The sequence below is a fragment of the Pedobacter sp. WC2501 genome (genome assembly GCF_052682415.1).
On record NZ_JBQZFI010000001.1, the window covers coordinates 5681644 to 5705316 of the forward strand.

Genomic DNA, 23673 nt, shown 5'->3' on the forward strand with positions numbered 1-23673 from the left:
GCTGGAAGGTTTTTTCCACTCGACAGCTAAATGAATTATTTTATCATCCCTATATTAGAAGCGCCCCGATTTATTTGGGGCGTTTTGTTTTATTAGCGTGGTGTAAGATGTTACCATCTGACACTGGCTGAAATTATCAATTCAATTCATCGAATTAATCGATTATTTTTAGATGTTCAATAAATCAGTCGGATGGTAACATCCGACTGCACAATTATGCACCGCCTTGGTGTCTCTACGAACTAATTAATCCAACCTCAATATTTATCCCAAATCAAAATTAATTTATCTCCTTCCAGTAATTCTTAATTATCATTCTATCTTTGAGAAAACATAAGCCCCTTTTCATGAGAAGCGCATTCAAAACAATTCTTATCCTAAGTTTAACCTTACTCTCTTCCATAAGCTTTGCTCAAGACAATAAGTTAATCAGTCTTGAAGCATTGATAAATAAAACCGATCCGGCCTGGCCACTGGTAAAAAAATGGATCGACTCTGCAAAAAACAAGGTAGAAATTCTACCTGTTGATTCTGCAAAAGCAAAAGAAGTTTTATACAACTCGCAAATGACTACCTATGCTACACTTGGTTCGGTAATTTATAATACCGGAGGCATAATGGTTGATAATGGCTGGATTAGAATTTTAGGTTCGGGCAGCGAAAGATTGAGCCGGAATGTTGCGGAATGGAACAAAGGAAAAACCATAAAGGAATATGGCGATAATATTCCCTACCTTTTAATTGCCGATGATGCTGTAGGTGGTTTCTTTGCGATTAATTACGGCGGTTTGGGTAAAGACATTAAAAACGTGTACTACCTTGAACCAAACAGCCTAACCTGGCAACCACTTGGAGCAGGTTATGGCGAGTTTCTTGTTTTTTGTTTCGATAGTGATCTCTCTAAATTTTATAAAGGATTGCGCTGGAGCAGCTGGAACCAATTTATTGCCAATTTGGATGGTACCAAAACCTATAGTTTCCGCCCTTATTTATGGGAGGAAGGAACCGACATTGATAAATGTACCCGAAAACTTGTTGGGATTGAAGAAATGTACCGTTTTAATATTATGAAGTCGAAAGAACTGAATGCAGACAAAGGCATAAAAAAAGACGAATCTAAAAAAGAGGAAACTAAAAACGAGCAATAAATCGCTGTCTACAAAACAATTCGATGCCTGATACACTTGCTACCATCACCCAGATCAAAAATACCAGGGCTTTTGTTCTGGAATTAGTAAAAGATTTAACCACAGAGCAGTTAAACAAAATCCCTTCGGGTTTTAACAATAACATGATCTGGAATATTGCCCATTTAACCGCTGCACAGCAAAACCTTTGTTATGAAAGATCGGGATTAACGGTAACGGTTATAGAAGAACATTTTTCGCCATTTTTAAGCGGAACAAAACCAGAAAATTTTATTGAGCAGACAGAGATTGATTCCATTTTTGATACACTCTTAACCAGCATGGATCGTTTAACCACCGATTATTTGAGTGGTATTTTTCTAAAGTTCGATCCTTGGAACAAACGGTATGGTATGAAACTAAATTCGATAGAAGATGCGATAAACTTTATCCCTTTCCATGAGGGGATGCATATCGGTTATATCATGGCATTGAAGAAATTGGTCTAGCCCTGAAAATTTAAGCGTATTTTGCCTGTGTCTTTTTAGGGAGTTTAGCCAAAACCATCGCCCTCGAATCGGCCACCCTACTTTTTAGTTCTTTATCGTTCAATACATCCAAATTTTCGATCTGAATCCATTGCCGCTTTGCCATATGATAGGCCTGCGCAATGCCGTCTCTGGCAGCAAGTTCATCAAATTCATCCGGATTGCATTTGATAGAAAAACGGTTACCCTCGTCAATAGCAATAATTACATAGATTTTCTCTTCTATCATAAAACATAGATGTTCCCATTTCATACCTTCTGTAGTGCCAGGTAAACTCAAACAATATTCTCTGAACGATTCGATGTCCATATTTAGGGTTAGGTTTAGGGTTTAGGGTTTAGGGTAAGACCAAAGCTAAGAACAAAAGATTAAAGCCGGAAGAGAAAAAGTCAGAGGTCGGGAGTCCGAAGATTAAAGCTGATTAATTTATCTATCCTATCTGTGGCTAATTTATCCCCAAATCCAAAAATCATATTAATACTATATCTTATCTATATTTGCGTCATAATCTTGAAATCCAAGAATCCTTAAAATCCTAGCCCATGAATATAATTACGCCTACTGCTGATGGTTCGAATACACTTTATAACGAAACCATAGGCGAACATTACCATAGTAAACATGGCGCCCTGCAAGAAAGCAAACACGTGTTTATTGATGCCGGATTAAAATTTGCTTCTACTAATTTAAATGAAGTTTCCATTTTGGAAGTTGGTTTCGGCACCGGACTAAACTTTATTTTAAGTTTCGAATATTGTACAGAAAATAGCATTAAACTTAACTATACCAGCATTGAGGCCTTTCCACTTACTACAGCTATCATTGAGCAGACTGGTTATGCAGCATATGTTCCTGAAGAAATATGGACCGATTTTATTTCAAATTACCCGGAAGCATTAAAAGCACCCAAGAAATTAACTTCGCTTTGCTCGTTAGAAATCCCGCACACAACATTGGCCGAATACAGCAGTAACCAAAAATTTGACCTGATTTATTATGATGCATTTTCTGTACAGCACCAGCCCGAAATGTGGAGCGATGAAATTATTGCACATGCCTGCAGTTTCTTAAAACCTGGCGGAACTTTTGTTACCTACGCCATTACCGGAAAACTGAAAAGGGCCGTTAAAGCCTGCGGATTTACCATCGAAAAATTACCTGGCGCCCCTGGGAAAAGGGAAATGCTTAGGGCAACTAAGGCGGAAGGTTAAAGGTTTAAGGCATAAGGTTTTTAGGTGATTATGGTATATGATTGCCTCGACAAGCGTTTGTCCACACTCAGCAGGACAATTTGTTAAATCAGTTTTTTGGAAAGCTTAGCAGAAGCGAATGGCGCTCTGCAGTCCCGCTCCCGCTTCTGCCGATGAAAAATCGGCATCTCGCTTCGATCGGGTTTAGGTGGCTTAAACAGTACTACTATCTGTGGTAAAATAAACCCGACCGACAGCGTTATCCCGATTGGAGTATTATTTATTTATTGGTGATCTATCGGGATTAAGCAAAGGGCGGGACTGGTTTAACCCAAGCACTACAGGCCTTGTTTTCCAACAAAATAGAGCACATGTTAATTTATAGAGAAAAATGGCTTTGCCACACGCTTGTCCAGCCTCGCATCTGATAGCTATCAGATGAAGATTTGTTAATTGATTGTTTTCCAAAAGACCACTCTCCTCTCATTTTAACATAATTTCATCTCCTGCAAAAACCACATCATCCTGATTTTGTTAAAATATCATTAACTTTCATATCATGGAAAAAAGAACCTTAGGAAAAACCGATTTAAATATTGCGCCAATAGCATTTGGAGGAAATGTTTTTGGCTGGACGATTGATGAAAAAAAATCGTTTGAAATATTAGACCAATTTGTAGCAAGTGGTTTCAATTTTATAGATACGGCCGATGTATACTCGCGCTGGGTACCTGGAAATAATGGTGGCGAATCGGAAACGATTATTGGTAAATGGCTTAAAAAACAGCACAAACGCCATGATATTATTATTGCGACCAAGGTAGGCTCAGATATGGGCCTGGGTAAATCACTAAAAAAAGATTATATCATTAATGAAGTTGAACATTCTTTATCGCGACTGCAAACCGATTATATCGATCTTTATTTCTCTCATTTTGATGACGAAAGCACACCTGTTGAAGAAACATTGAGCGCCTACGAAACTTTAATTAAAGCAGGCAAAGTCCGCTGGATCGGGGCTTCAAATTTTTCTGCCGACCGCTTAAAAGAGTCATTACTTTATTCAACCGAACATAGCTTGCCTCGTTACGAAGTTTACCAACCAGGATACAACCTTTATGATAGAGAAAACTTTGAGCAGGAACACGAAAAAATCTGCCTGGATTATGGTTTGGGTGTAGTGACCTATTATTCGTTGGCCAGTGGTTTCTTAACCGGAAAATACCGCAGTGAAAACGATTTGAATAAAAGCCAACGCGGTGGCGGTATTAAAAAGTTCCTGAACGAACGTGGCTTTAAAATTTTAAATGCGCTGGATCAGGTTGCTGAAAAGCATAGTGTTGAGCCAGCTTCTGTAGCCCTCGCCTGGTTAATTTATCACCCATCAATTACGGCTCCAATTGCAAGTGTTACCGATTTAAGCCAGTTAAAATCGTTCACTGAGGCCGCAAATTTAAAATTATCACCAGAAGACATTTCCCTTTTAGATAAAGCGAGTATCTATTAAAAATAATCTCTTATATTTAAATGCCCGATTGATCAAACAATTAATCGGGCATTTTGTATTAAACAGGATTTAAAATTATATGAAAGACAAACTATCGTTCCTGCCCAAGCTTGCCCTGGTTCTTTTCTGTTTAATCAGTTTAACATACATTGCCATTTTAGGCCATTCTTTGTTGGCTCCCTTACTTTTCTCTTTTTTAATGGCCATCTTATTATTACCTGTTGGCAATTTTTTAGAACGCAGATTAAAATTCAAAAGGAGTTTATCAACCCTGGTTTCAGTAATTTTGATGATTGCTGTAATTGGCGGTATTATTTATTTCTTTGGCAATCAATTAAGCGATTTATGGGCAGATTGGCCTTTACTTAAAGAGAAAGCGAATGTTTCTTATCACGAACTTCAAAAATGGATTTCACACACTTTCGGTATAAATTCTCAGAAACAACTCGATTATTTAAATGATAGCACAGAGAAAGCTTTGGCTACTAGTGCAGCAATTGTAGCCACTACCTTATCCACGCTATCTTCTACCCTGTTATTTTTAGGTTTCACACTACTGTTCACTTTCTTTATTTTAAATTACCGGAGAGTTTTATTTACTTTTTTAACTTCGGTTTTTAGTGAAGAACACAAAGAAAAAGTTACAGAAATCGTAAGTCAGATTCAGTACATCATAAAAAAATACATCATCGGTTTATTCTTACAGATGCTTATTGTTACGGTATTGATGATTACTGTTCTGAGTTTATTAGGTGTTAAATATGCAGTTCTTTTGGGTCTGGTAGCTGGTATTTTTAATGTAGTTCCTTATTTGGGAATATTCTTTGCCCTGTTAGTAAGCTGCCTGATTACTTTTGCAACCGCTGGTGCAGGTAAAGTGCTGCTGGTTTTAATTGCCTATGTTGGTATACATGCTATAGATGGAAATATACTGATGCCATTAGTGGTAGGCTCGAAAGTAAAAATAAATGCATTATTTGCCTTTATTGGGATTGTAGTAGGTGAGATGATCTGGGGCATTTCAGGAATGTTTTTGTGTATACCTTACCTCGCCATGTTAAAAATAATATTCGACAGAGTAGATACCTTAAAACCCTGGGGAATTTTAATGGGAGAAGAACATAAGCCTGATAAAAAGAAGCGCGTTTATCGGATTACAAAAAAGATTAAATTAGAAGAAAAAGATTAAAATGGCCGAAAACAGATCGCCTCATATTTTAAGCACTTCTGCCAATCTTTTGGGTATTTGCTTTATTGTACTTACTTCTTTAAAAAAACTAGCACTTACCGATGGCTCTTTAATTGACGAATTTGCTGTAGCTGCTGTAATGTTTTTTATGACCAGCTGCATCTTATCTTTTATCTCGATGAGGAGGCAACAAACGGCAAGTCAGCGACTGGAAAAAGCTGCTGATCTCATCTTTTTATCCGGTTTATTGGTATTGTTTCTTGCTACAATTTTAATTGCCTTTAATTTGATCAAGTAAATTAAAAATTATAATAAATGAAACCTTTATTTGTATTACTTGTCGTGTATGTTGCCCTATTAGCCTTTGGTGGTCATACTACATTTGATAAAGGAAATATTTTTGCAGGCAATATTGCCATGGGCGTGATGTTACTTTTCACCGCTATCGGACATTTTAAGTTTAAAACCAGTATGGCCGCCATGATCCCCCTGTTTATTCCTAAAAAAGTAGAAATTGTACTTTTAACAGGTGTGCTGGAAGTCTTATTTGCCATTGGCCTGGCGATTGAAAGCACCAGATATTTTACCGGGATAGCCCTGATTATTTTTTACATTGCTATTTTACCTGCCAATATTTACGCGGCCAAACACCGCATCAATTACGAAGATTTGCACAAACCAGGGCCGGGACTAAAATATTTATTGTTCAGAATACCCTTTCAGCTTTTCTTAATCGCCTGGGTTTGGTACTTTAGCGTTCGATAAACATAGTTCAACCATAAAACATGCCTAATAATCCAATTCCAGCAAGCGCCAATAATCCAGCTGATGCCTTTACACGTTTACTCACCGTTTTAGATACATTGCGTACACAATGCCCATGGGATAAAAAACAGACCATGGAAACCCTGCGCCATTTAACGATAGAGGAAACTTATGAATTAAGCGATGCCATTTTAGAGGGCGATTTAGGCGAAATTAAAAAGGAACTTGGTGATGTAATGATGCACCTTGTTTTCTATTCCAGAATTGCTTCAGAAACCAATGATTTTAATATTACCGATGTTTTAAACGGGGTTTGCGATAAACTGGTAAACCGGCACCCGCATATTTATGGCGATGTTGAAGTGCAGAACGAAGAAGATGTAAAACGCAATTGGGAGCAGATTAAACTAAAAGAAGGCAATAAATCGGTATTGGCCGGTGTTCCATCTTCGTTACCAGCTTTGGTTAAAGCAGCCCGTATCCAGGAAAAAGCCCGTGGAGTAGGTTTCGATTGGGAAGATAAAAACCAGGTATGGGAAAAAGTTGAGGAAGAGCTGCAGGAATTTAAAACTGAGTTTAACGTTGCGGATAACACGGCCATCGATCTGGAAAAAGCAGAATCAGAATTTGGCGATGTACTTTTCTCTTTGATCAATTATGCACGTTTCATCAACATCAATCCTGAAAATGCATTAGAAAAAACCAATAAAAAATTTATCAAACGTTTCCAGTACCTCGAAACCAAAGCAAAAGAAAACGGAAAAGCCCTGGCCGATATGACACTTGCAGAAATGGATGTGTATTGGAACGAAGCAAAGAAATTATAGCTGAAAAGAATAAATCGCAGAATTAATATTAATTCTGCAAGTGGAATCGCAAATTTTATATGAATTTTGCGATTTCAACCTTATTCATAAAATTCTCCATCCACATAATACCATCTCCCATCTTCTAACCTGAAGTTAGATTTTTCATGCAATATTTCAGTCTGGAATTTCTTATTCAGATAATAGGCTTTAAACTCTACAACATCAAAATCTGAAAAAACGATTTCGAGTTTTAGCCATTTGGTATTTTTCGCACTGTTTAAGTATGCGCTTTTCGAATGTCCTTTTCTTTTACTACTGTGCGTGGTTTCATAAAGATAATCCGCATCAGCCACTACAAATGCCGAATATCTGGAACGCATTAAGGCCTCTGCAGTTGGTGCTGTTTTCGTTTTTAAATGATAAGGCTGGCAACAGTGCCCGAAGTTTATTCCACTTCCACAAGGACAGTTTATTAAATCCATGATTAAAATTTACCACACAAAAGTATCATTTAATATTCCTGCTGCTAAAATTTCCGTAAAATTGCAGTAGAATAATGAGGTATTTCTTTCACATAGCCTATCAAGGCCAGTACTTTAGTGGGTGGCAAAAACAACCTGGGGTTAAAAGTGTCCAGGAAGTAATTGAACAAACCCTATCGAAGATTTTAAAATCGCCCATTGCCATTAACGGCTGTGGGCGGACTGATGCGCATGTACATGCCAGTCAGTTTTTTTTCCATGCTGATATTGAAAAAGAGATTGATTTCGATCTGCTCTACATCCTGAATAAAGCTTTACCCTATAATATCGCCGTATTCGACATTATTAAAATGGAAGGTAAACCGCATGCCCGGTTTGATGCTGTACAGCGGAAATATGATTATTTTATCCATACCTATAAAGATCCTTTTTTAAGCACCCAAAGTTCCTTTTATCAATTAAACAATTTAGATTTTGATAAAATGAAAGCGGTGGTAAATTTATTACCCCAATATAAAGATTACAGGGCTTTTTGTACCCATCCTGATAAATACGAACATACGATATGCAATGTAATGGAGGCCGATTTATTCGTAAACCCAAAGGGCGACAGACTAAGATTCCACATTGCCAGTAACCGTTTCTTGGGCAAAATGATTCGTATCATTGTAGGTAAAATGTTAATGGTAGGTAAAGGAGAAATTAGTTTTGACGAATTTGAAAGCGAACTGATTACCCTACAACCTTCAAAATTATCATTGCCTGCACATCCTACTGGTTTATACCTTTCAAAAGTCACTTATCCATATTTAAACCTCGAACCGCGGACTGAATTTATCCATAGTACTCAAAGTATAGACTGGATTTCAATTTAAGTGTAGCGTTTTGATTTGGAACTCCGTTTAAGGGGTATGAAAGTTCAAATCTGTATTTTACTTTTTGCCATGATCCTATCTTTAAGCTGTAAAAAACCTACAACAGTAGACGTTTTATTGGATGGCAACTATACAGGTGTATTGGTAATTACCAACAGCGTTAAATCTGTTCCTGAAACCCGACCGATTTCAATTTCGTTAAAAGATGGAAAATTCAATATTACAACAAGTGCTGAACTAAAACCATCGGGAGGCAGGGGAACGTATACTTTTAAAAATGGGATCGGTTATTTTACCGATGAGGACATTCGGACAGCAGATTTTGATTGGAATATGATTTTAAACGGCGAATATAATATCAGAAGCAGTGGAGTGAATTTAACCCTTAGAAAAAGATTCGATGCAAAAACAGATCTTTCTCCTGCTACCTCTTACGCTACCATAGATTATGAATACATTTTAAAAAGAACTAATTAACCCCATATAAATGAAAAATTTAATATTCTTATTTATCGCCCTATCTATTTTTGTTTTTGGATGTAAGAAAAAATCTGAAACAAAAACAACAAATTACGATTTTGAAATCAATACGTCAAAATCAATTGGTGCATCTACACTAGCGTTAAAATCGATTAGTGATAACCGTTGCCCAATAAATGCTGATTGTATTAGCGGAGGAAGTGCAACAGCACATTTCAAATTAACAGCCAATAACATTGACCAGGAAATTATTTTATGTAAGGGAGAATGTGGCACAGTAGGAAGTGTAGCCAACATTAAAATTAACGGCATAAATTATTCACTCAAATTAATCGAAATCACACCATATCCTCAGTTTCAGAAAAGTAATAGTACAAAAACTGTAAAAGTTGAGTTGACAAGAGTTTAAGTTTAGGTTTGCTTGGGCATCGGGAAATGATCTGTCCGGTGCCCCAAGTTTTTTTATTTAAATCTGATTGCCTTAAGCGGAGAAACCTTGCTGATCAATAATGAAGGAATAATCAAAACCGTTAAACACACCATTATTGTAACGATATTAAGCAGCAGCACATCAATAAAATGAAATTCTATGGGTGCATAAGCTAAAAAGTAAGAAGCCTGGTTAAGTTTAAAAATGTGCGTGGATTGCTGCAAGAAACCAAGTCCTAAGCCCAGAATATTCCCAAGTAACAAACCGATACCGATTAAATAAGCCGCATTGTAAAGGAAAATTTTCATAATGCTCCAGTTACTTGCCCCAAAAGATTTTAACATTCCAATCATATTGGTTTTCTCTAAAATCATAATCAACAGTGCAGTAACCATGTTAATTACACCTACAATGAGCATCAGGATTAAAAGCACATTGGTGTTTACATCAAGAAGGCCTAACCAGGTAAAAATATTAGGGAAATTTTCTTCAATAGAATAAGAGCGTAAATGGCGGGGAAGCTGTTCGTAAATATTATCGGCAATGGGCTTAAGCCTGTTAAAATCCTTAATCCTGATTTCTATGCCACCAATTTCGTTGGCTTTCCAGTTATTTAGCCTTTTAATAATATTAAGGTTGCCTAGCACAAAGCCCTTATCAATATCTTCCACACCAATATCATAAATACCAACAATTTTAAATTTACGCGGGCGTAACTGGTTTTGAACAAAATACATGATAAAATCATCACCTGTTTTGAGTTTTAAACGATTAGCCGTATAATTCGAAATGAGCAGTTCCTGCATGGCAGCCGTACTGTCAGAAAAGTCGATAATGGTTCCGCTTATAATATGCTGTTTAATGTAATCCCACTTGTAGCTTTTGTCTATCCCTTTAAAATTAATGCCTTCAATTTCATTATTGGCCGAAAGGATGGCAGGTTTTGTAGCAAAAGGATAATAATATTCTATATCCCGATTATTTTTGAGGATTTTTTTGGTTTCTCCATCCATTACGAAAGGAGAATGCTCAAAAGAATTATTCAGATCGTAACGGGTAATCTGCACATCGCCTAAATAGCCCCTTACTTTATCCTGTATTTCAGTTTTAAAGCCTTTAATAATGGCTATAGAAAGAATCATAACAGCCAAACTCAACATCACGCCAGTTATTGCAATGCGGACAATAAGCTTTGAGAAAGTGCGCTCAGATTTAATGGCTATCCGCCCTGCTATGAAATATTCGAAATTCAATTTAATCAATTAGTAAGTAACAAAAATGCTCAATTCCTTTTTAAAAATGGCATTTTCGAAAATAAATAACCAACTTTAAACATCAGTCATGAAGTTATAGCAATAAAATACCAATAGCATAAATAAAATATGCTGTAAATTGTTTTGTTATCATACCGGAAGATTAGAATATATTTAAAATGAAAAATTACATCAGCTTTGCTTTAACCAGTTTAATTACATTATCGGCCTGTGGACAACCCAAACCAATTGAACAGGAAGTTTTGGGAAAGAAAAGCCCGGAAAACAGAAAACTGATGATCAAGACCGTTAAACTGCCAACGGCAATTAAAACCGGTGCAGAGCAGACTGAAAAATACCTCCGGCTGTTAAAAGGCAAGCGTGTTGGTATGGTCGTAAACCCTACATCGGTTATCGGTACGCAGACTTCGGTTGATAGCCTGCTGAAAAGAGGTGTTAAAATCCAGAAGATATTTGGTCCTGAACATGGTTTTAGAGGCAATGCGAGTGCAGGGGTTACCGTTAATGATGATGTTGATTCCAAAACAGGGATAAAAGCCATTTCACTTTATGGCAAACACAGCACACCTACAGCTGAAGATTTAGCAGATATTGACATTATGGTATTCGATATCCAGGATGTTGGGGTTCGTTTTTACACCTATATCAATACCTTACAGCACGTTATGGAAGCTTGTGCTGCAAACAATAAAACATTATTGATTTTAGATCGTCCAAATCCAAATGGCTATTTAATTGATGGGCCGATTTTAGATCCAAAATTTAAATCAGGTATTGGCGTACAACCTATTCCTATTGCACACGGCTTAACAGTTGGCGAATATGCACAGATGTTAAACGGCGAAGGCTGGTTAAAAAACAAGGTGAAATGCAAAATAACCATTATCAAAAATGCCAATTACAATCATGATATGGAGTATACTTTACCGGTTAAACCCTCTCCAAATTTAAATACCCAACAAGCTATTTTACTTTATCCATCTACCTGTTTATTTGAAGGCACTTATTTAAATCATGGCCGCGGAACGATGTTTCCTTTTACTGTAGTTGGCGCACCATACCTAAAAGGTAAATTCGATTTCAGTTTTACGCCAAAAAGCATAAAAGGAATGTCTGAAACGCCACTATTTCAAGACCAGGTTTGTTATGGCTTAGATTTAAGAACTTACGATACCTCAAAACTGGTAAAATCGAAACAGGTAAACATCAGCTGGTTAATCGAACTATATCAGGCATCGCCAAGAAAAGAAGATTTCTTTAATACCAAATTAAGTAAAGAAATGGGGGTTATCGAAAGATTGGTTGGCGTGGCAGATTTCAGGCAACAGGTAATTGATGGAAAAAGTGAAGCAGAAATCAGGGCAAGCTGGGAACCCGGCCTAAGTGCCTACAAAACTATGCGTAAGAAATATTTGCTATATAATTAATTATTGAATGAGAGAATGATTGAATGATTGAATGAGAGCAGGATTGAATTGCTCTTGCAATTATTTTCAAACTTAACAGATAGAGGTTTGTTATTATTTATAATTGATAAGCGTTGTGCTATTCAATCATCCAAAAATCAATCATTCAATAATTATAAGTATGAGCGGTCCAAAAATTAAAAGCGATAAACCTGGAAGCAATTACCAGGAAGAGGTACCAAAAGGAAGAGAACCTGTTGACCACAAAACAGTAAGAAAAGAAAATGACAGTACACCCACTAAGCCTGTTCGGACGAATAATCCGGCTAAACAGCGTGAAAACGAAGAACAACCTGTTCATCCGATTAAAAAGGCACCTAAAGAATAATTCAGAAATATCGTCATCTCGACTGTAGCGTTACCTCTATCGATTTTCATCAGCAGCGAAATGTAGCTGCCTATAACAGATTGCCCGACTGTATTTTCACTACACTCGAAATGACGATTTTTTATATCAAAATTGCCTATTTACTATTTGCTTTTAAAAACGACAATAAAACTTTCTCATCATGTGCTAGTCCCAATTTTCCGGTTATTTTATTGTTGTTCATTTTTTTCATGTATTTCCCCAGTTCATCATTCTCATAAGCGGTAAGCAATAGCGGATACACGTAAGAACTCTTACAAACCGCTCTCGTATTGCCTAATTTTTTCGCTACACAATCTAAAACCGTAACGATTGTTTTTTTTGAATTTAGGTTAAAATTTTCATCAGCGCTGCATTTCGAAAACTGGCGCAATGCTTCTAATGTTCCGCCCCAGGTTCTAAAATCTTTAGCCGTAAAATCATCACCGGTAATTTCCCTGATATAGGTATTTATTTTGCCAGAATCGATGCTTTTATGTTCTTTCCCATTTGAATAATACTGAAATAACTCCTGCCCTGGAATATCCCTGCATTTTTTAACCAGTTTTGCAAGCGACCGGTCGTTTAATACCACATTCTGTCGGACACCTTTTTTCCCAACAAAATCCATCGTAATTTTACTCCCCTCAATTTTAACATGTTTATCGCGAAGTGTAGTTAACCCAAAAGAACCATACAGCTGCTTATAACTTTCATTACCCACACGGATTAGCGTTTTTTGAAGTACATCTACCGAAATGGCCAATACTTTACGTTCGTCTAAATCTTTCCTGCGGAGATCTTTTTCCAGATTTTTCCGGGCATTGGGCAATGCTTTTCCAAATTCCAATAAACGAAAATATTTATCTTCCGAACGGCGGTTTGTCCACTTTGCATGGTATTTATATTGTTTCCTGCCCGCAGCATCTATACCGGTAACCTGTAAGTAGGCGTTAGGTTTATTTGCGATCCATACATTTTGCCAGGCCGGAGGAATCACCAATGCTTTAATTCTGTCAAGGTGCTTTTCATCAGTGATTTTATTACCATTCTTATCTTCATAATGGAATTTACCTGGTTTCCCTTTCCGGTAAATCCCAGGCATAGTATCAGTTACGTATACCAATCCACTTGCTTTAACAACATCTTTGCCTTGTACCATTTTTGCCTATAAGTATGGGTTTATTTTTAGTTATTTTGCAAAACCTTAACGCGGGTAGCCACGTTATTTTTAGAAACACAACACTTTCTTTATGAAAATAGTTTTTATGGGTACGCCCGATTTCGCAGTAGCTTCTTTAGATGCCTTAGTACAAGCCAATTTCAATGTAGTTGCAGTGGTTACTGCACCAGACAAACCTGCTGGCCGTGGCCAAAAACTGAATGAAAGTGCAGTAAAAAAATACGCCGCAGAAAAAGGAATTCCTGTTCTACAACCTGAAAAATTAAAAAATCCTGAGTTTATTGCCGAACTAAAGTCTTACCAAGCCGATTTACAAGTGGTAGTGGCTTTTAGAATGTTACCTGAAGTGGTATGGAATATGCCTCCAAAGGGAACCATTAACTTACACGGGTCGCTTTTACCACAATACCGTGGTGCCGCACCAATAAACCACGCCATTATAAACGGAGAGAAAGAAAGTGGTGTAACAACTTTTTTTCTAACACATGAAATTGATACCGGTAATATTATCCTCAGTGATAGCACCGCCATTGCCGATGATGAAACCGCCGGCGACCTGCACGACAAACTGATGTACATAGGTGCCAACCTGCTGGTAAAAACGCTTAAAGCAATTGAGGCTGGTGAGGTTAATGAACAACCGCAGCCACAAAGCGGTGAATTAAAGCATGCACCTAAAATTTTCAAAGATGATTGCAAAATCGACTGGAATAACGAAGTGCATACGGTTTATAATTTAATTCGCGGCCTGAGTCCTTATCCTACTGCTTTTACTTTTTTAAACGATAAAACCCTGAAGGTATTTAAGGCCGAAATAGAAGATAAAGAACCGGGTATAGTTGCTGGCGGCTTTTTAACAGACGGTAAAACCTATTTAAAATTTGCTGCTAAAGATGGTTTTATCAAACTTTTAGATATTCAGTACGAAGGGAAAAAACGGATGCTGATCGAAGATTTCTTGAGAGGAATGCGGTTGTAATCAGGATTTGAGTTGTCAACTTTAATAGCCATGATGCAAGAAAGTTGACAACTCTTCTAGTCTATTTTTGAAGGGTATTTGGCGCAAGATTAGCATAAAAGACACTTAAATAATCCGAGCCATCGGATCAGTAGGAAGACAGCATTTATTATGGAGCAATTCTTTTTTGGAAAGCAGTGTCAGTAGCTTTTAGGTTAATGCAGTCCCGCTCCCGCTTCTGCCAATTTGAAGGAAATTGGCATCCCGCTTTGATCGGGTTTAAGTGGCCACAAAGTGCTCCTGTTTAAGGTTAAATAAACCCGACCAAAACCGAAGTACCTCAAGTTTTGCTTTACTAATTTATTTATAAAATCAATATGAATGACAGTAATTAATCTGCGTCCCCCCCTGGATTTACCGTCATTTCGAGCGGAGTGCAACGCAGTCGAGAACCCGAAGGCTCTGCGAAGCAAAATCTGTTTTGATAGATCTCTCCACTTCGCGTTGCTCCGGTCGAGATGACGATTTTTCTACTATCGGTTATAATTATCGATAGCCCTTTCTATATTCTTCTTACCAGATTCGCCTACAAGAAATCCTCCCAGACTTAAACCGGCCCCCAAACCTAACAAAACAAAACTGCCCGTATAACTGCGGTCTGCATATTTTGGCATACCGCCGAATGTAGTGCCTACTTGTTTACCTTCTGACATCAGTGAAACCCCACTGGCAATAATTGCAGCTCCTGCTGCCACATACATGGCAATGCCTGTAATCTTAGTATTCCTATATCGCCTTAAGAGTGCTAAACTTTTCGGATTATCAGCCATGACTTCGTTTAAATTACGATAATTTACCCTTTTTAAATCAGAGTAGCCCTTGTTAATAAACATCCGATTGTTTACTGCCTGCCGCCTGTAATCTCTAAATCCATAGTATTCACCTTCCATAAGAACGTCATCGTAAATTACTTCCTGATAAAGATTGAGTTTACCTTCAATAATCCGCTCAGCAAAAGAGGCCTCTCCTAAAAGGCTCAATTTTCTGGTGTTGGCAAAGAAACCATCCTGATTGTTAAAAAATTTGACCTGCGACACCGGTATCCGCCTTGAATCGGCTCGAAGCGACCATCCGCCGGTTAAATCGGGTCGTAACCTGATCTTTTGTGCATAAACTGTAGAATCTGAATAGAAGTACAGAAAGTTTCTGGATTCGTTCAACTGTTGTGAACGGGCGTTCAGGCCATAGCAAGCCATTACGAGAATGAGTAATTTTTTCATTTCGGTTAAATTTGTGTGTGTGACCAATAATACTAAAAATATAGTTCAGGTAAACACAAACCGATAGAAATAAATGTAACATCGCCGAAGCAAAAGAAATTTGCTCCTAAGTAAATTAAGGATAGTGATTACAAAGCGTTCAATTTCTCAATCAAAAACTTAGATACCTCATTAAAATAACGTTTCCTGCCGTAGCCCATTACCCATTGAATGCCTTGTGTAGCGTTGGTGATAAAAACTTCTTCAGCTTCTTTTAATATTTCGGGGTTGATCTGTGCCTCAATCAAAGGCATATCGTTCATTTTGCACAACTGCATAATAGCTGTCCGCATTACACCACTTATGCAACCTTCAGCTAATGAGGGCGTATAAATCTGCTTGTTGTACACCACAAAAACGTTAGCGCTAATGCTTTCGCAAAGAAAGCCATATTGGTTCAAAATCATCGCCTCATCCAGGCGGTTTTGACTTTTAAAAAGTCCGGCCATAACATACAGCAGGGCATTGGCTGTTTTAAAATTCGAGAGTTTATTAACCGGCTTGGTCATTTCGTCAAAAACATCTATGATCAAACCTTTACTGTTTAACTCATATGCAGATGTTTTTAAAGGAATACCTTCTAAAATATAACCTGCTTTATTTATTTCGGGTGTATAAACACCTGCTCCTCCCCTATAAACTGAAAGACGAAAACGCACGTTACCGTTCCATTTGTTGCGTTTTGCCAGATCGGCTGTTTTTTGGCGCAGAAAATAATCATCCATTAAAGCATGACCTTCAATTTTAAGCGCCTTCATGCCAGCCGTTAATCTATCGGCATGTAAATCGGCAAATTGCAGCTTATTATTAATCATCCGCATGCTTTCGAACAATCCATCTCCAAATTTGAAACTTCTGTTAGAAGCTGTTAAAATAGGAAGATCAACTGGTTGAAACTCATCATTAAATAAAAGGTACTCCTGAAGCATATTTTATGATGTAGCGATATAATTTTCCCATTTGGTTAGGCCAGCTTTAAAATCGGGTGGCAATGGCGATTCAAAATAAACATACTCTTTAGTGGTGGGGTGGATAAAACCCAAACTTTGTGCATGTAAAGCCTGACGTGGCAACAATTCGAAACAGTTATCTACAAACTGTTTGTACTTATTAAACGTAGTACCTTTTAAAATCTTATCGCCACCATACATTGCATCGTTAAAAAGTGGGTGACCAATGTGTTGCATGTGTGCCCTGATCTGGTGCGTACGGCCCGTTTCTAACTCACAGCTGATTAAGGTAACATAACCCAAACGTTTTAATACTTTATAGTGTGTTACAGACCATTTCCCTTTTTCTTCATCGTCGTAAATATCCATCACCCGACGGTCTTTCACACTTCTGCCAATGTAACCGGTTACCGTTCCATCGTTTTCGATATCGCCCCAAACCAAAGCAATATATTTACGGGTAATGCTGTGATCAAAAAACTGACGTGCAAGGTGCGTAATCGACTTTTCATTTTTACTGATTAGCAATAAACCCGAGGTATCCTTATCAATACGGTGCACCAGGCCCGGGCGACCATCATTGCCCGGCAGTTGAGGGAGTTGTTCAAAGTGGAATGCCAAAGCATTAACCAAAGTTCCGGTATAATTGTTAAAACCTGGGTGTACAACCATCCCGGCAGCCTTATTTACGACCAAAAGATCGCTATCCTCGTAAATGATATCCAATGGCAAATCTTCAGGATAAACTTCGGTATCGCGCGGTGGGTGCGGTAAAACGATAGATATTTCATCATGAGGTTTAACCTTGTAACTCGCTTTGATCTGTTTCTGGTTAACCAGTACATTCCCTGCATCAATTGCATTCTGAATACGGTTTCGGGAAGCATTTTCCACGCGCACCATCAAAAATTTATCGATACGCAGCAAAGACTGCCCCTTATCGACAATAATTTTTAAATGTTCATATAATTCCTGCTCTTCTGATTCCTGCAATTCGACCACATTTTCCATGGGGCAAAAATAAACTTTTAACTTCAAGAATTTTTTAATGATTACAGTTTTAAAGAAAACAACTCTATCTTTAGACAAAGAAATCATCCTAAATCGTTTATATGAAGAAATATTACATTTTAAAGGCTTTATGTGCCTTATTTTTATTGGCAACGGCTGAAAAAGCAAGTGCTCAACAAGATGTTGGAGACTTGTTTGTGGGCGGGCCAGCCGATGCAACCAAATTGGTTAATGCCTATTTCGATCCTTTATACAAAGGCTTAGGACTGGGTTTAACGGATGGATGGTCTAACACTGCCCAATCAAAAGGTTTTTTAAAATTTGATGTCAGGGTTTCAGCCTCCGGAGCTTTTGTTCCGCAATCGGCCAGAAGTTATGATGTAAATACATTAGGTTTAAGCAATATTAAACCTGCTGCTGGTGCTTCTTCAATAGGCCCTACTGCTTTTGGAGATGATCGCGAAGGTGGTAAAATGGAAGTGTACACCAGCAGCGGTATCCCTACAGGTAAATTTTTCAACCTGCCACAGGGCGTGGGTTTCCATGTAGTACCTTCGGCACAGATACAAGCTACGCTGGGTTTACCAAAAAACATTGATGTTACTTTAAGGGCAATGCCTAAAATAAAACTGGGTAACGATTTAGGAAGTTTATCCATGATCGGTTTTGGTGCAAAAGTTGAACTTTTACCTTTATTTATGGGATCAACAACAGAGAAACTGGTTCCTGTAGACATTGCAATCGCAGGAGGATTTACCCAATACAAATATAATTTACCATTGAATATCGATAATTCGACGAATTCGGATCAACGTATAGATGCTAAATTCAATGGTGTAAACTTTGATGCCATTGTTTCCAAAAAAATTCTGTTTTTCACCCCTTTAGCCAGCATCGGTTACCAAACCTCGAACACTAATTTAAAGGCTTTGGGTACTTACCGTTTTGCCACCAGTGCCACAACTTCGGCAACTTATGTTGACCCGATTTCGGTTAAACAAACCGATATTGACGGCATCCGGGCAAGTTTAGGCTTTCAGCTGAAATTTGGTTTCTTTAAGTTTTATGGTTCATATACCCAGGCAAAATACAGCATGGTTAATGCAGGTATTGGGTTAGGGATCGGTAAATAACAAACGATTAAATATAATTTTGTTTAAAAACACCTGAAATATTCAGGTGTTTTTTATTTTTACACGTGTTCGAAGAAATATTTAGCCCGGTACAAAAAATAACATTTGCGCCTTTCAGTAACCTGTTTGTTAAACGGGACGATCTTATTGATCCTTATATTTCCGGCAACAAATGGCGGAAGCTTAAATATATTTTAGCAAAGGCCAGAGCAGCGCACAAAACACATCTGGTTACCTTTGGTGGGGCTTACTCTAATCACCTTGTAGCAACTGCTGCTGCTGCATCAAGATCAGGGTTAACCGCTACAGCTTTTGTACGTGGAGAAGAAGTACAGAATGAAATGTTATTGCTGTGCAGTTTATTCGCGATGAAACTCATTTTTACCGACCGTGAAAGTTATAGGGATAAACACAAATTGTTTCAACATCATTTTGCTGACGATGAAAAAAGCTATTTTATTGATGAAGGTGGTGCTTCGCCAGAAGCTACTATAGGCTGTGCAGAAATCATCGGTGAGTTAACCGAAACTTACGATCATATTTTCTGCGCTGCCGGAACGGGAACCACAGCGGCAGGTTTGTTAAGCGGAATTCAGCAAAACGGTTTAAATACGAAACTTCATATCATACCCGTATTAAAAGGTGCTTCCTTTATCAAAGAGGAAATAACGAAATATACACCTCTATCGCATCACCTAATACTTCACCCCGATTATCATTTTGGCGGCTACGCAAAAACTACACCTGAGCTAATCAGCTTTATCAAAACCTTTACTTCAAAAACCGGACTGCTGCTAGATCCTGTTTATACGGCAAAGATGTTTTATGCCATTTTCGATTTACAGAAACGAGGAATTATCGGTAAGGATGAAAAAATCCTGGCCGTTCATACCGGAGGATTGATGGGGCTTTTTGGGATGAGGGATAAGTTTTAAATATATTTATAGCTTTTTCATTCTTAAAATCGACTTCGTACCAGGGATTGGTGGCTGCACTGTTTCATTCCCATGAGGACCTATAGCTATCATCATTTTCAAAATCTATAATATTCATGTGGTTGCTCCAGCTCGGGTTGCTTGCCTCGAAATTGATTCTACAATTAGTTGGTCGCTTAAATTTATGGACAGCCGATCAGACAAAGATAACCACTTGCCTGTTGGGTATGCCGGGGGAAACAAATTAGCATCTAGTTACCTTGGTCATTTCTATTTTATCAGTTTTAATGCTGTTTCAAGAGCTTTATCGCCTATCACTTCCTTATCAGGACGTACACCAACGCCCTCCCAGTTCGTTTTCGTAATCGGGTTTATTGCTCTGGAATTGGGAATATTAGCCGTAAATCCGTTACCTACAGGTTCTGGAGCTACGGGATGCGCACCGCCTCCGGTACGTTCGCCAACGATTGACGCCCGGCGCTGGGCTTGAAGATCGTAAGCCAATTCCTCTCCAGCTGAAAAGGTTTGATTATTAGTTAAAATATAGATTGGGATGGTCTTAAGCGCCTGTAAAGAAGTTTCTGGTATTGCCCAGAATTGAGTATAAGAGCGGTCGTTACGGCAATAAAGGTCGTTTAGATGTGTTTTTTCTTTGAAGAAGAATCCGCAGAAAAAACTTACAGCAGCCGGATCTCCACCCCGATTATCCCTGAGGTCGATTATTAGTGCATTACTATTGCTAACAAACTGCAATGCCGCTGTAACTGCTACCTTAGCCTCCTGGTCAGGCGGAAAAAAACCTTTCAACTTTAAATACCCTATATTTCCGGGCATAATTTCAGCTTTTTCCATTCCAAAATTTACTTCTTTTCTGAATTGAAGACGCCTTGTCCTCTGTGCAACGGTATCAGGTTTTTCTTCTAATTCAGCTGCCCGAGGATCGTAGGTAATCGACAAGTGACCATCTTTATAAACCGACATTAGGTCTGTAGTTAATTTATTTGCAAAAACACCTGGTGTCTGGATGGTATCGTAGACACCCATTTTAAATTGCCGGCTGATAAAATCCCCCATCCGAATGGCAGTATCAAGAAAAATATAATTTTCTTTTAAACTCTTTGAGATGCCAGCAATGGTTTCTCCTTTTATCTTCTTTGTTAGAACACGATTCTGTGAAATCGCCGCCAAAGAACACGACAAAATTATCAAAAGGGACAGTATAAAGGTTTTCATATGTTTTACTTTAATACAATTTAAAAAAACGCAAAATTTTGGCGGTTCTTTCTGCCTACATTCATAACATAGCATTTTTGTAGTGGCTTGCCAAGAATATAAATGTACACTATTTATCCTATCTGCAACATTAGCCCTCACTTTCATCTAACCGTGTACTTTATATTTAAAGTTACTCATGATGGTAAGGGTAAGTATATCATCGGTCAGGTTTCCTTTGATAAACTAAGCCTCATCCCTGTTATAATATCCTGTAAAACTCCGGGGATTTTCGGGCTGAAAAGAGAACTTGATATCAAATCTCTACTGATTGCCCGTCTCATCTACTACCAGTTCATTAATTCCGTATCTTTCCAGAAAAGAAGCAAAATTATTCATTGAAAGAGATGGAACCTATACTATTTAGAATTCTTATGTTCAGCATGATCCCAATCGGCATCTTTTTGCTGGTCAAAGTCATCAGGATGCTCAAAAAAACTTTCAATGGAAAAATCATCAAGGAAATACCTTTCCAGGATAAATCGGGCACCTTTGAATTACCGGAATCGGGGCATTATGCCATCTGGCAAAAAGGACAGCTATTCCGGAAAACTCCAATCGGTGACTTCAAGCTACAAGTCAAGGATGAAAGCGGAACAATAATCAGACTCAATCCCACCTGGTTCAGCGTGCATAAAAATGGATGGGGTACTGGCAGAACCGAGCTCAAAAAGTTTACAGCAGCTGCCGGCAAGTATACCCTATCTCTCCTCAATCAACCTGACGGTAATCTCCTACAAAAAATGCTAAAAGATACCTTGCCGGTTAAACCCATAGATAAAGACCATTATTTTATACAGATTCGCGAAAGTCAGCCAGTGTGTTATTTTCTAATCGCTATCCCGCTTTTAACATTAAGCGGTTTTTTGATGATCATAGGACTCGTTGCCGGGCTAGTAGGTCCTCAAATTGCTGTAGATATGGGTATCTTTTAATCCCGGACAAATTAATAGAAGATTGTGGGATCTGATATTTTTTATCAGATTCGGTGTGTAATCCAAAGCGTTCCGATATTCAACCTTTTGATCTGAATGACCACAGGAAGCACTTGTTGGAACGAAAGCTTGCATTGGTTACGCTTTAGATATAAAATAAGGGATGATGTATTTGGCAAGAATTTCAAAAGCCTGCTTTGCTTTGAAAGTTTTATAATTGCCCTGGGTAAAAACTACTGTCAGGTTTAAACGCTTGATAATAAAAATGTATTGTCCCCCGTTACCAGATGCGAACAATACATCTTCTTTAAAAAGGTCAGTTTTTATCATTTCCCTGTACCAATAAAATCCATAGTAAGCCTGCTGTGGGTAAGCGAACTTGGTTCGACTCGTTTGCATATAAGAAAAATCCGGGATCTCAATTTTACAGTCTGTAGACTGCTGAATCCAACGCTTTGAAATTACCATTTTACCATTCCAAACCCCATCATCTTTCACAAGCTGACCTAATTTAATCATATCAACCGGCCTGATGTAAAAAGAGCCCGCGGTCATGCCATTACCAGATGAATCAGTACTCCATTTGTAGTGCGTTATGTTCAGCGGCTTAAACAGGTACTTTTCTGCAAATTTCATTACAGTCATATGGGTGGCTCTTCGCAAAACACCGCTGAGAATCATAGGATCGACCGAAGTATACGACCAGATTTCCCCGGGTTTATGAATCATTTTAATTCCAAGTCCATATTTCACCCAGTTATCGGTCTGGCTCATTTCATCTTCACAATCCTTTGTTTCATCAAATTCTTCGCAGTCCAGCCCGGATTTCATTTCCAGCAGGTTTCTGATGGTGAGCAATTTTTTGAGCGGATCTTCTTTCAGCCATGGGTATTCAGGAAAGAATTCATAGATTTTTTGATCAACATTTTTTATAAAACCCTTATCTATTGCGATGCCGACCAATAAACTCGTGACCGATTTAAATGAAGACCGGGAGTCGTGGAGTGAATCGCGGGTGTAGCCATTAAAATAGGCTTCCATTAACAAATTTTTTTCCCGGGCAATCAGTAAACTATGAATTTTTGGATAATGGTTGCTTAAGATTGAATCCTTTAACTTACTAAGGAGGGAATCCTGACGTTTTACGGGCAACAAAGCAAAGGAGGTGATGAAGCCCAAGGAAAAGAATATGCTGAACAATAGTTTTTTTATCATGTTTTACAGGGCAGTGAACTAATAACAGTTAATTAATTTTTGAGGGGAAAGTTACAAATTAAGTAGTTCTAATCGCTTTGTTATTATTTGCGCCAGACTTTTGGTTAGGAAAACAATAAGGAAAATGGTGATTAACACTATTATTTAATTTCATGTACTAATGGTTTGTAAAGAAGGTTTAGTATAAGTTCTTATCTTACAGGCCTGTCATAAATGCACCCATAATCAACTATTGAATGAATCCAACTTCAAATATCTGCGATCTCCTTATCC

At 38.0% G+C, this 23673-nt stretch carries 26 protein-coding genes; 17 read left to right on the top strand and 9 right to left on the bottom strand.

Annotated features, from left to right (window positions below; genetic code table 11):
• Positions 1-347 precede the first annotated feature (347 nt).
• On the top strand, positions 348-1148 hold the full coding sequence (locus ACUN24_RS23730; RefSeq protein WP_445564765.1) for a DUF2625 domain-containing protein: 801 nt from the start codon (positions 348-350) through the stop codon (positions 1146-1148).
• Between the two features lie 23 nt (positions 1149-1171).
• Positions 1172-1636 carry a DinB family protein gene (locus ACUN24_RS23735; protein ID WP_445564766.1) on the top strand — a complete coding sequence of 155 codons (465 nt, stop codon included), beginning with the start codon at positions 1172-1174 and terminating at the stop codon, positions 1634-1636.
• Between the two features lie 10 nt (positions 1637-1646).
• On the opposite strand, the gene ACUN24_RS23740 is transcribed toward ACUN24_RS23735, so the two are convergent.
• Complete coding sequence (locus tag ACUN24_RS23740; protein ID WP_132395270.1) at positions 1647-1985, bottom strand: MmcQ/YjbR family DNA-binding protein; 339 nt, start codon at positions 1983-1985, stop codon at positions 1647-1649.
• Between the two features lie 233 nt (positions 1986-2218).
• Between ACUN24_RS23740 and mnmD the strand changes: the two genes are divergently transcribed.
• From mnmD to mazG, 6 genes are all read left to right on the top strand, one after another.
• Positions 2219-2887 carry a tRNA (5-methylaminomethyl-2-thiouridine)(34)-methyltransferase MnmD gene (gene mnmD, locus ACUN24_RS23745; RefSeq protein ID WP_445564767.1) on the top strand — a complete coding sequence of 223 codons (669 nt, stop codon included), beginning with the start codon at positions 2219-2221 and terminating at the stop codon, positions 2885-2887.
• A 538-nt stretch (positions 2888-3425) separates the two neighbouring features.
• Positions 3426-4373: an aldo/keto reductase gene (locus ACUN24_RS23750; protein WP_445564768.1), complete on the top strand. Its 948-nt coding sequence runs from the start codon at positions 3426-3428 to the stop codon at positions 4371-4373.
• A 79-nt stretch (positions 4374-4452) separates the two neighbouring features.
• On the top strand, positions 4453-5562 hold the full coding sequence (locus tag ACUN24_RS23755; protein WP_219075503.1) for an AI-2E family transporter: 1110 nt from the start codon (positions 4453-4455) through the stop codon (positions 5560-5562).
• Position 5563: 1 nt separating this feature from the next.
• On the top strand, positions 5564-5860 hold the full coding sequence (locus tag ACUN24_RS23760; protein WP_445564769.1) for a hypothetical protein: 297 nt from the start codon (positions 5564-5566) through the stop codon (positions 5858-5860).
• A 17-nt stretch (positions 5861-5877) separates the two neighbouring features.
• The gene (locus ACUN24_RS23765) at positions 5878-6327 is read left to right on the top strand and encodes a DoxX family protein (RefSeq protein ID WP_445564770.1); all 450 of its coding nucleotides are present in this window, start codon (positions 5878-5880) and stop codon (positions 6325-6327) included.
• A 20-nt stretch (positions 6328-6347) separates the two neighbouring features.
• Positions 6348-7154 (top strand): nucleoside triphosphate pyrophosphohydrolase, encoded by an 807-nt coding sequence (gene mazG / locus ACUN24_RS23770; RefSeq protein WP_445564771.1) that lies wholly within the window; start codon positions 6348-6350, stop codon positions 7152-7154.
• An 80-nt stretch (positions 7155-7234) separates the two neighbouring features.
• Here mazG and ACUN24_RS23775 read toward each other — a convergent pair whose 3' ends face one another.
• Positions 7235-7618 carry a YchJ family protein gene (locus tag ACUN24_RS23775; protein ID WP_445564772.1) on the bottom strand — a complete coding sequence of 128 codons (384 nt, stop codon included), beginning with the start codon at positions 7616-7618 and terminating at the stop codon, positions 7235-7237.
• Positions 7619-7692: 74 nt separating this feature from the next.
• Here ACUN24_RS23775 and ACUN24_RS23780 point away from each other — a divergent pair, with 74 nt between their 5' ends.
• Genes ACUN24_RS23780 through ACUN24_RS23790 form a run of 3 tightly spaced genes read left to right on the top strand, consistent with a single transcriptional unit; the run spans position 7693 to position 9382 of the window.
• Complete coding sequence (locus ACUN24_RS23780) at positions 7693-8493, top strand: tRNA pseudouridine synthase A (protein ID WP_445564773.1); 801 nt, start codon at positions 7693-7695, stop codon at positions 8491-8493.
• Positions 8494-8529: 36 nt separating this feature from the next.
• A complete protein-coding gene (locus ACUN24_RS23785) occupies positions 8530-8970 on the top strand; it encodes a hypothetical protein (RefSeq protein WP_445564774.1) in 441 nt (146 codons plus the stop codon).
• A gap of 10 nt (positions 8971-8980) precedes the next feature.
• Entirely contained in the window at positions 8981-9382 is a 402-nt protein-coding gene (locus ACUN24_RS23790; RefSeq protein WP_445564775.1) for a hypothetical protein, read from the top strand.
• Positions 9383-9435: 53 nt separating this feature from the next.
• Here the strand turns inward: ACUN24_RS23790 and ACUN24_RS23795 are convergent, their stop codons facing one another.
• Complete coding sequence (locus ACUN24_RS23795; RefSeq protein WP_445564776.1) at positions 9436-10656, bottom strand: ABC transporter permease; 1221 nt, start codon at positions 10654-10656, stop codon at positions 9436-9438.
• A 179-nt stretch (positions 10657-10835) separates the two neighbouring features.
• Here ACUN24_RS23795 and ACUN24_RS23800 point away from each other — a divergent pair, with 179 nt between their 5' ends.
• Both ACUN24_RS23800 and ACUN24_RS23805 read left to right on the top strand, forming a co-directional pair.
• The gene (locus tag ACUN24_RS23800) at positions 10836-12104 is read left to right on the top strand and encodes an exo-beta-N-acetylmuramidase NamZ family protein (RefSeq protein WP_445564777.1); all 1269 of its coding nucleotides are present in this window, start codon (positions 10836-10838) and stop codon (positions 12102-12104) included.
• 160 nt (positions 12105-12264) lie between these two features.
• Positions 12265-12471 carry a hypothetical protein gene (locus ACUN24_RS23805; RefSeq protein WP_445564778.1) on the top strand — a complete coding sequence of 69 codons (207 nt, stop codon included), beginning with the start codon at positions 12265-12267 and terminating at the stop codon, positions 12469-12471.
• A 136-nt stretch (positions 12472-12607) separates the two neighbouring features.
• Here the strand turns inward: ACUN24_RS23805 and ACUN24_RS23810 are convergent, their stop codons facing one another.
• Positions 12608-13651: a DNA topoisomerase IB gene (locus tag ACUN24_RS23810; RefSeq protein WP_445564779.1), complete on the bottom strand. Its 1044-nt coding sequence runs from the start codon at positions 13649-13651 to the stop codon at positions 12608-12610.
• Between the two features lie 91 nt (positions 13652-13742).
• Here ACUN24_RS23810 and fmt point away from each other — a divergent pair, with 91 nt between their 5' ends.
• A complete protein-coding gene (fmt, locus tag ACUN24_RS23815) occupies positions 13743-14651 on the top strand; it encodes a methionyl-tRNA formyltransferase (protein ID WP_445564780.1) in 909 nt (302 codons plus the stop codon).
• Between the two features lie 512 nt (positions 14652-15163).
• On the opposite strand, the gene ACUN24_RS23820 is transcribed toward fmt, so the two are convergent.
• The 3 genes from ACUN24_RS23820 to ACUN24_RS23830 all read right to left on the bottom strand — a co-directional run bounded on the left by ACUN24_RS23820 (position 15164) and on the right by ACUN24_RS23830 (position 17910).
• Positions 15164-15910, bottom strand: a complete 747-nt coding sequence (locus ACUN24_RS23820) for a hypothetical protein (RefSeq protein WP_445564781.1) — start codon at positions 15908-15910, stop codon at positions 15164-15166.
• Positions 15911-16038: 128 nt separating this feature from the next.
• Positions 16039-16878: an aminotransferase class IV gene (locus ACUN24_RS23825; RefSeq protein WP_445564782.1), complete on the bottom strand. Its 840-nt coding sequence runs from the start codon at positions 16876-16878 to the stop codon at positions 16039-16041.
• A 3-nt stretch (positions 16879-16881) separates the two neighbouring features.
• On the bottom strand, positions 16882-17910 hold the full coding sequence (locus ACUN24_RS23830; RefSeq protein ID WP_132395286.1) for an RluA family pseudouridine synthase: 1029 nt from the start codon (positions 17908-17910) through the stop codon (positions 16882-16884).
• A gap of 101 nt (positions 17911-18011) precedes the next feature.
• Here ACUN24_RS23830 and ACUN24_RS23835 point away from each other — a divergent pair, with 101 nt between their 5' ends.
• Together ACUN24_RS23835 and ACUN24_RS23840 are read left to right on the top strand one after the other, a co-directional pair.
• Positions 18012-19043 carry a DUF6588 family protein gene (locus ACUN24_RS23835; protein ID WP_445564783.1) on the top strand — a complete coding sequence of 344 codons (1032 nt, stop codon included), beginning with the start codon at positions 18012-18014 and terminating at the stop codon, positions 19041-19043.
• A gap of 65 nt (positions 19044-19108) precedes the next feature.
• Positions 19109-19978: a 1-aminocyclopropane-1-carboxylate deaminase/D-cysteine desulfhydrase gene (locus ACUN24_RS23840; protein WP_445564784.1), complete on the top strand. Its 870-nt coding sequence runs from the start codon at positions 19109-19111 to the stop codon at positions 19976-19978.
• Between the two features lie 270 nt (positions 19979-20248).
• Here the strand turns inward: ACUN24_RS23840 and ACUN24_RS23845 are convergent, their stop codons facing one another.
• On the bottom strand, positions 20249-21358 hold the full coding sequence (locus ACUN24_RS23845) for a S41 family peptidase (protein WP_445564785.1): 1110 nt from the start codon (positions 21356-21358) through the stop codon (positions 20249-20251).
• Between the two features lie 239 nt (positions 21359-21597).
• Between ACUN24_RS23845 and ACUN24_RS23850 the strand changes: the two genes are divergently transcribed.
• Positions 21598-22185 (top strand): hypothetical protein, encoded by a 588-nt coding sequence (locus ACUN24_RS23850; RefSeq protein WP_445564786.1) that lies wholly within the window; start codon positions 21598-21600, stop codon positions 22183-22185.
• Positions 22186-22323: 138 nt separating this feature from the next.
• Here ACUN24_RS23850 and ACUN24_RS23855 read toward each other — a convergent pair whose 3' ends face one another.
• Positions 22324-23400 (bottom strand): serine hydrolase domain-containing protein, encoded by a 1077-nt coding sequence (locus ACUN24_RS23855; protein WP_445564787.1) that lies wholly within the window; start codon positions 23398-23400, stop codon positions 22324-22326.
• Positions 23401-23673 lie beyond the last annotated feature (273 nt).

Bases quoted from the DNA above. Each gene is read 5' to 3' on its own strand.
- ACUN24_RS23835 (WP_445564783.1), top strand. From the start codon at position 18,012: ATGAAGAAATATTACATTTTAAAGGCTTTATGTGCCTTATTTTTATTG.
- ACUN24_RS23850 (WP_445564786.1), top strand. From the start codon at position 21,598: ATGGAACCTATACTATTTAGAATTCTTATGTTCAGCATGATCCCAATC.
- ACUN24_RS23845 (WP_445564785.1), bottom strand. From the start codon at position 21,358: ATGAAAGTGAGGGCTAATGTTGCAGATAGGATAAATAGTGTACATTTA.
- ACUN24_RS23755 (WP_219075503.1), top strand. From the start codon at position 4,453: ATGAAAGACAAACTATCGTTCCTGCCCAAGCTTGCCCTGGTTCTTTTC.
- ACUN24_RS23820 (WP_445564781.1), bottom strand. From the start codon at position 15,910: ATGAAAAAATTACTCATTCTCGTAATGGCTTGCTATGGCCTGAACGCC.
- ACUN24_RS23785 (WP_445564774.1), top strand. From the start codon at position 8,530: ATGAAAGTTCAAATCTGTATTTTACTTTTTGCCATGATCCTATCTTTA.
- mnmD (WP_445564767.1), top strand. From the start codon at position 2,219: ATGAATATAATTACGCCTACTGCTGATGGTTCGAATACACTTTATAAC.
- ACUN24_RS23825 (WP_445564782.1), bottom strand. From the start codon at position 16,878: ATGCTTCAGGAGTACCTTTTATTTAATGATGAGTTTCAACCAGTTGAT.
- ACUN24_RS23730 (WP_445564765.1), top strand. From the start codon at position 348: ATGAGAAGCGCATTCAAAACAATTCTTATCCTAAGTTTAACCTTACTC.
- ACUN24_RS23800 (WP_445564777.1), top strand. From the start codon at position 10,836: ATGAAAAATTACATCAGCTTTGCTTTAACCAGTTTAATTACATTATCG.
- ACUN24_RS23760 (WP_445564769.1), top strand. From the start codon at position 5,564: ATGGCCGAAAACAGATCGCCTCATATTTTAAGCACTTCTGCCAATCTT.
- ACUN24_RS23790 (WP_445564775.1), top strand. From the start codon at position 8,981: ATGAAAAATTTAATATTCTTATTTATCGCCCTATCTATTTTTGTTTTT.
- ACUN24_RS23775 (WP_445564772.1), bottom strand. From the start codon at position 7,618: ATGGATTTAATAAACTGTCCTTGTGGAAGTGGAATAAACTTCGGGCAC.
- ACUN24_RS23805 (WP_445564778.1), top strand. From the start codon at position 12,265: ATGAGCGGTCCAAAAATTAAAAGCGATAAACCTGGAAGCAATTACCAG.
- fmt (WP_445564780.1), top strand. From the start codon at position 13,743: ATGAAAATAGTTTTTATGGGTACGCCCGATTTCGCAGTAGCTTCTTTA.
- ACUN24_RS23740 (WP_132395270.1), bottom strand. From the start codon at position 1,985: ATGGACATCGAATCGTTCAGAGAATATTGTTTGAGTTTACCTGGCACT.
- ACUN24_RS23855 (WP_445564787.1), bottom strand. From the start codon at position 23,400: ATGATAAAAAAACTATTGTTCAGCATATTCTTTTCCTTGGGCTTCATC.
- ACUN24_RS23735 (WP_445564766.1), top strand. From the start codon at position 1,172: ATGCCTGATACACTTGCTACCATCACCCAGATCAAAAATACCAGGGCT.
- mazG (WP_445564771.1), top strand. From the start codon at position 6,348: ATGCCTAATAATCCAATTCCAGCAAGCGCCAATAATCCAGCTGATGCC.
- ACUN24_RS23810 (WP_445564779.1), bottom strand. From the start codon at position 13,651: ATGGTACAAGGCAAAGATGTTGTTAAAGCAAGTGGATTGGTATACGTA.
- ACUN24_RS23750 (WP_445564768.1), top strand. From the start codon at position 3,426: ATGGAAAAAAGAACCTTAGGAAAAACCGATTTAAATATTGCGCCAATA.
- ACUN24_RS23830 (WP_132395286.1), bottom strand. From the start codon at position 17,910: ATGGAAAATGTGGTCGAATTGCAGGAATCAGAAGAGCAGGAATTATAT.
- ACUN24_RS23780 (WP_445564773.1), top strand. From the start codon at position 7,693: ATGAGGTATTTCTTTCACATAGCCTATCAAGGCCAGTACTTTAGTGGG.
- ACUN24_RS23765 (WP_445564770.1), top strand. From the start codon at position 5,878: ATGAAACCTTTATTTGTATTACTTGTCGTGTATGTTGCCCTATTAGCC.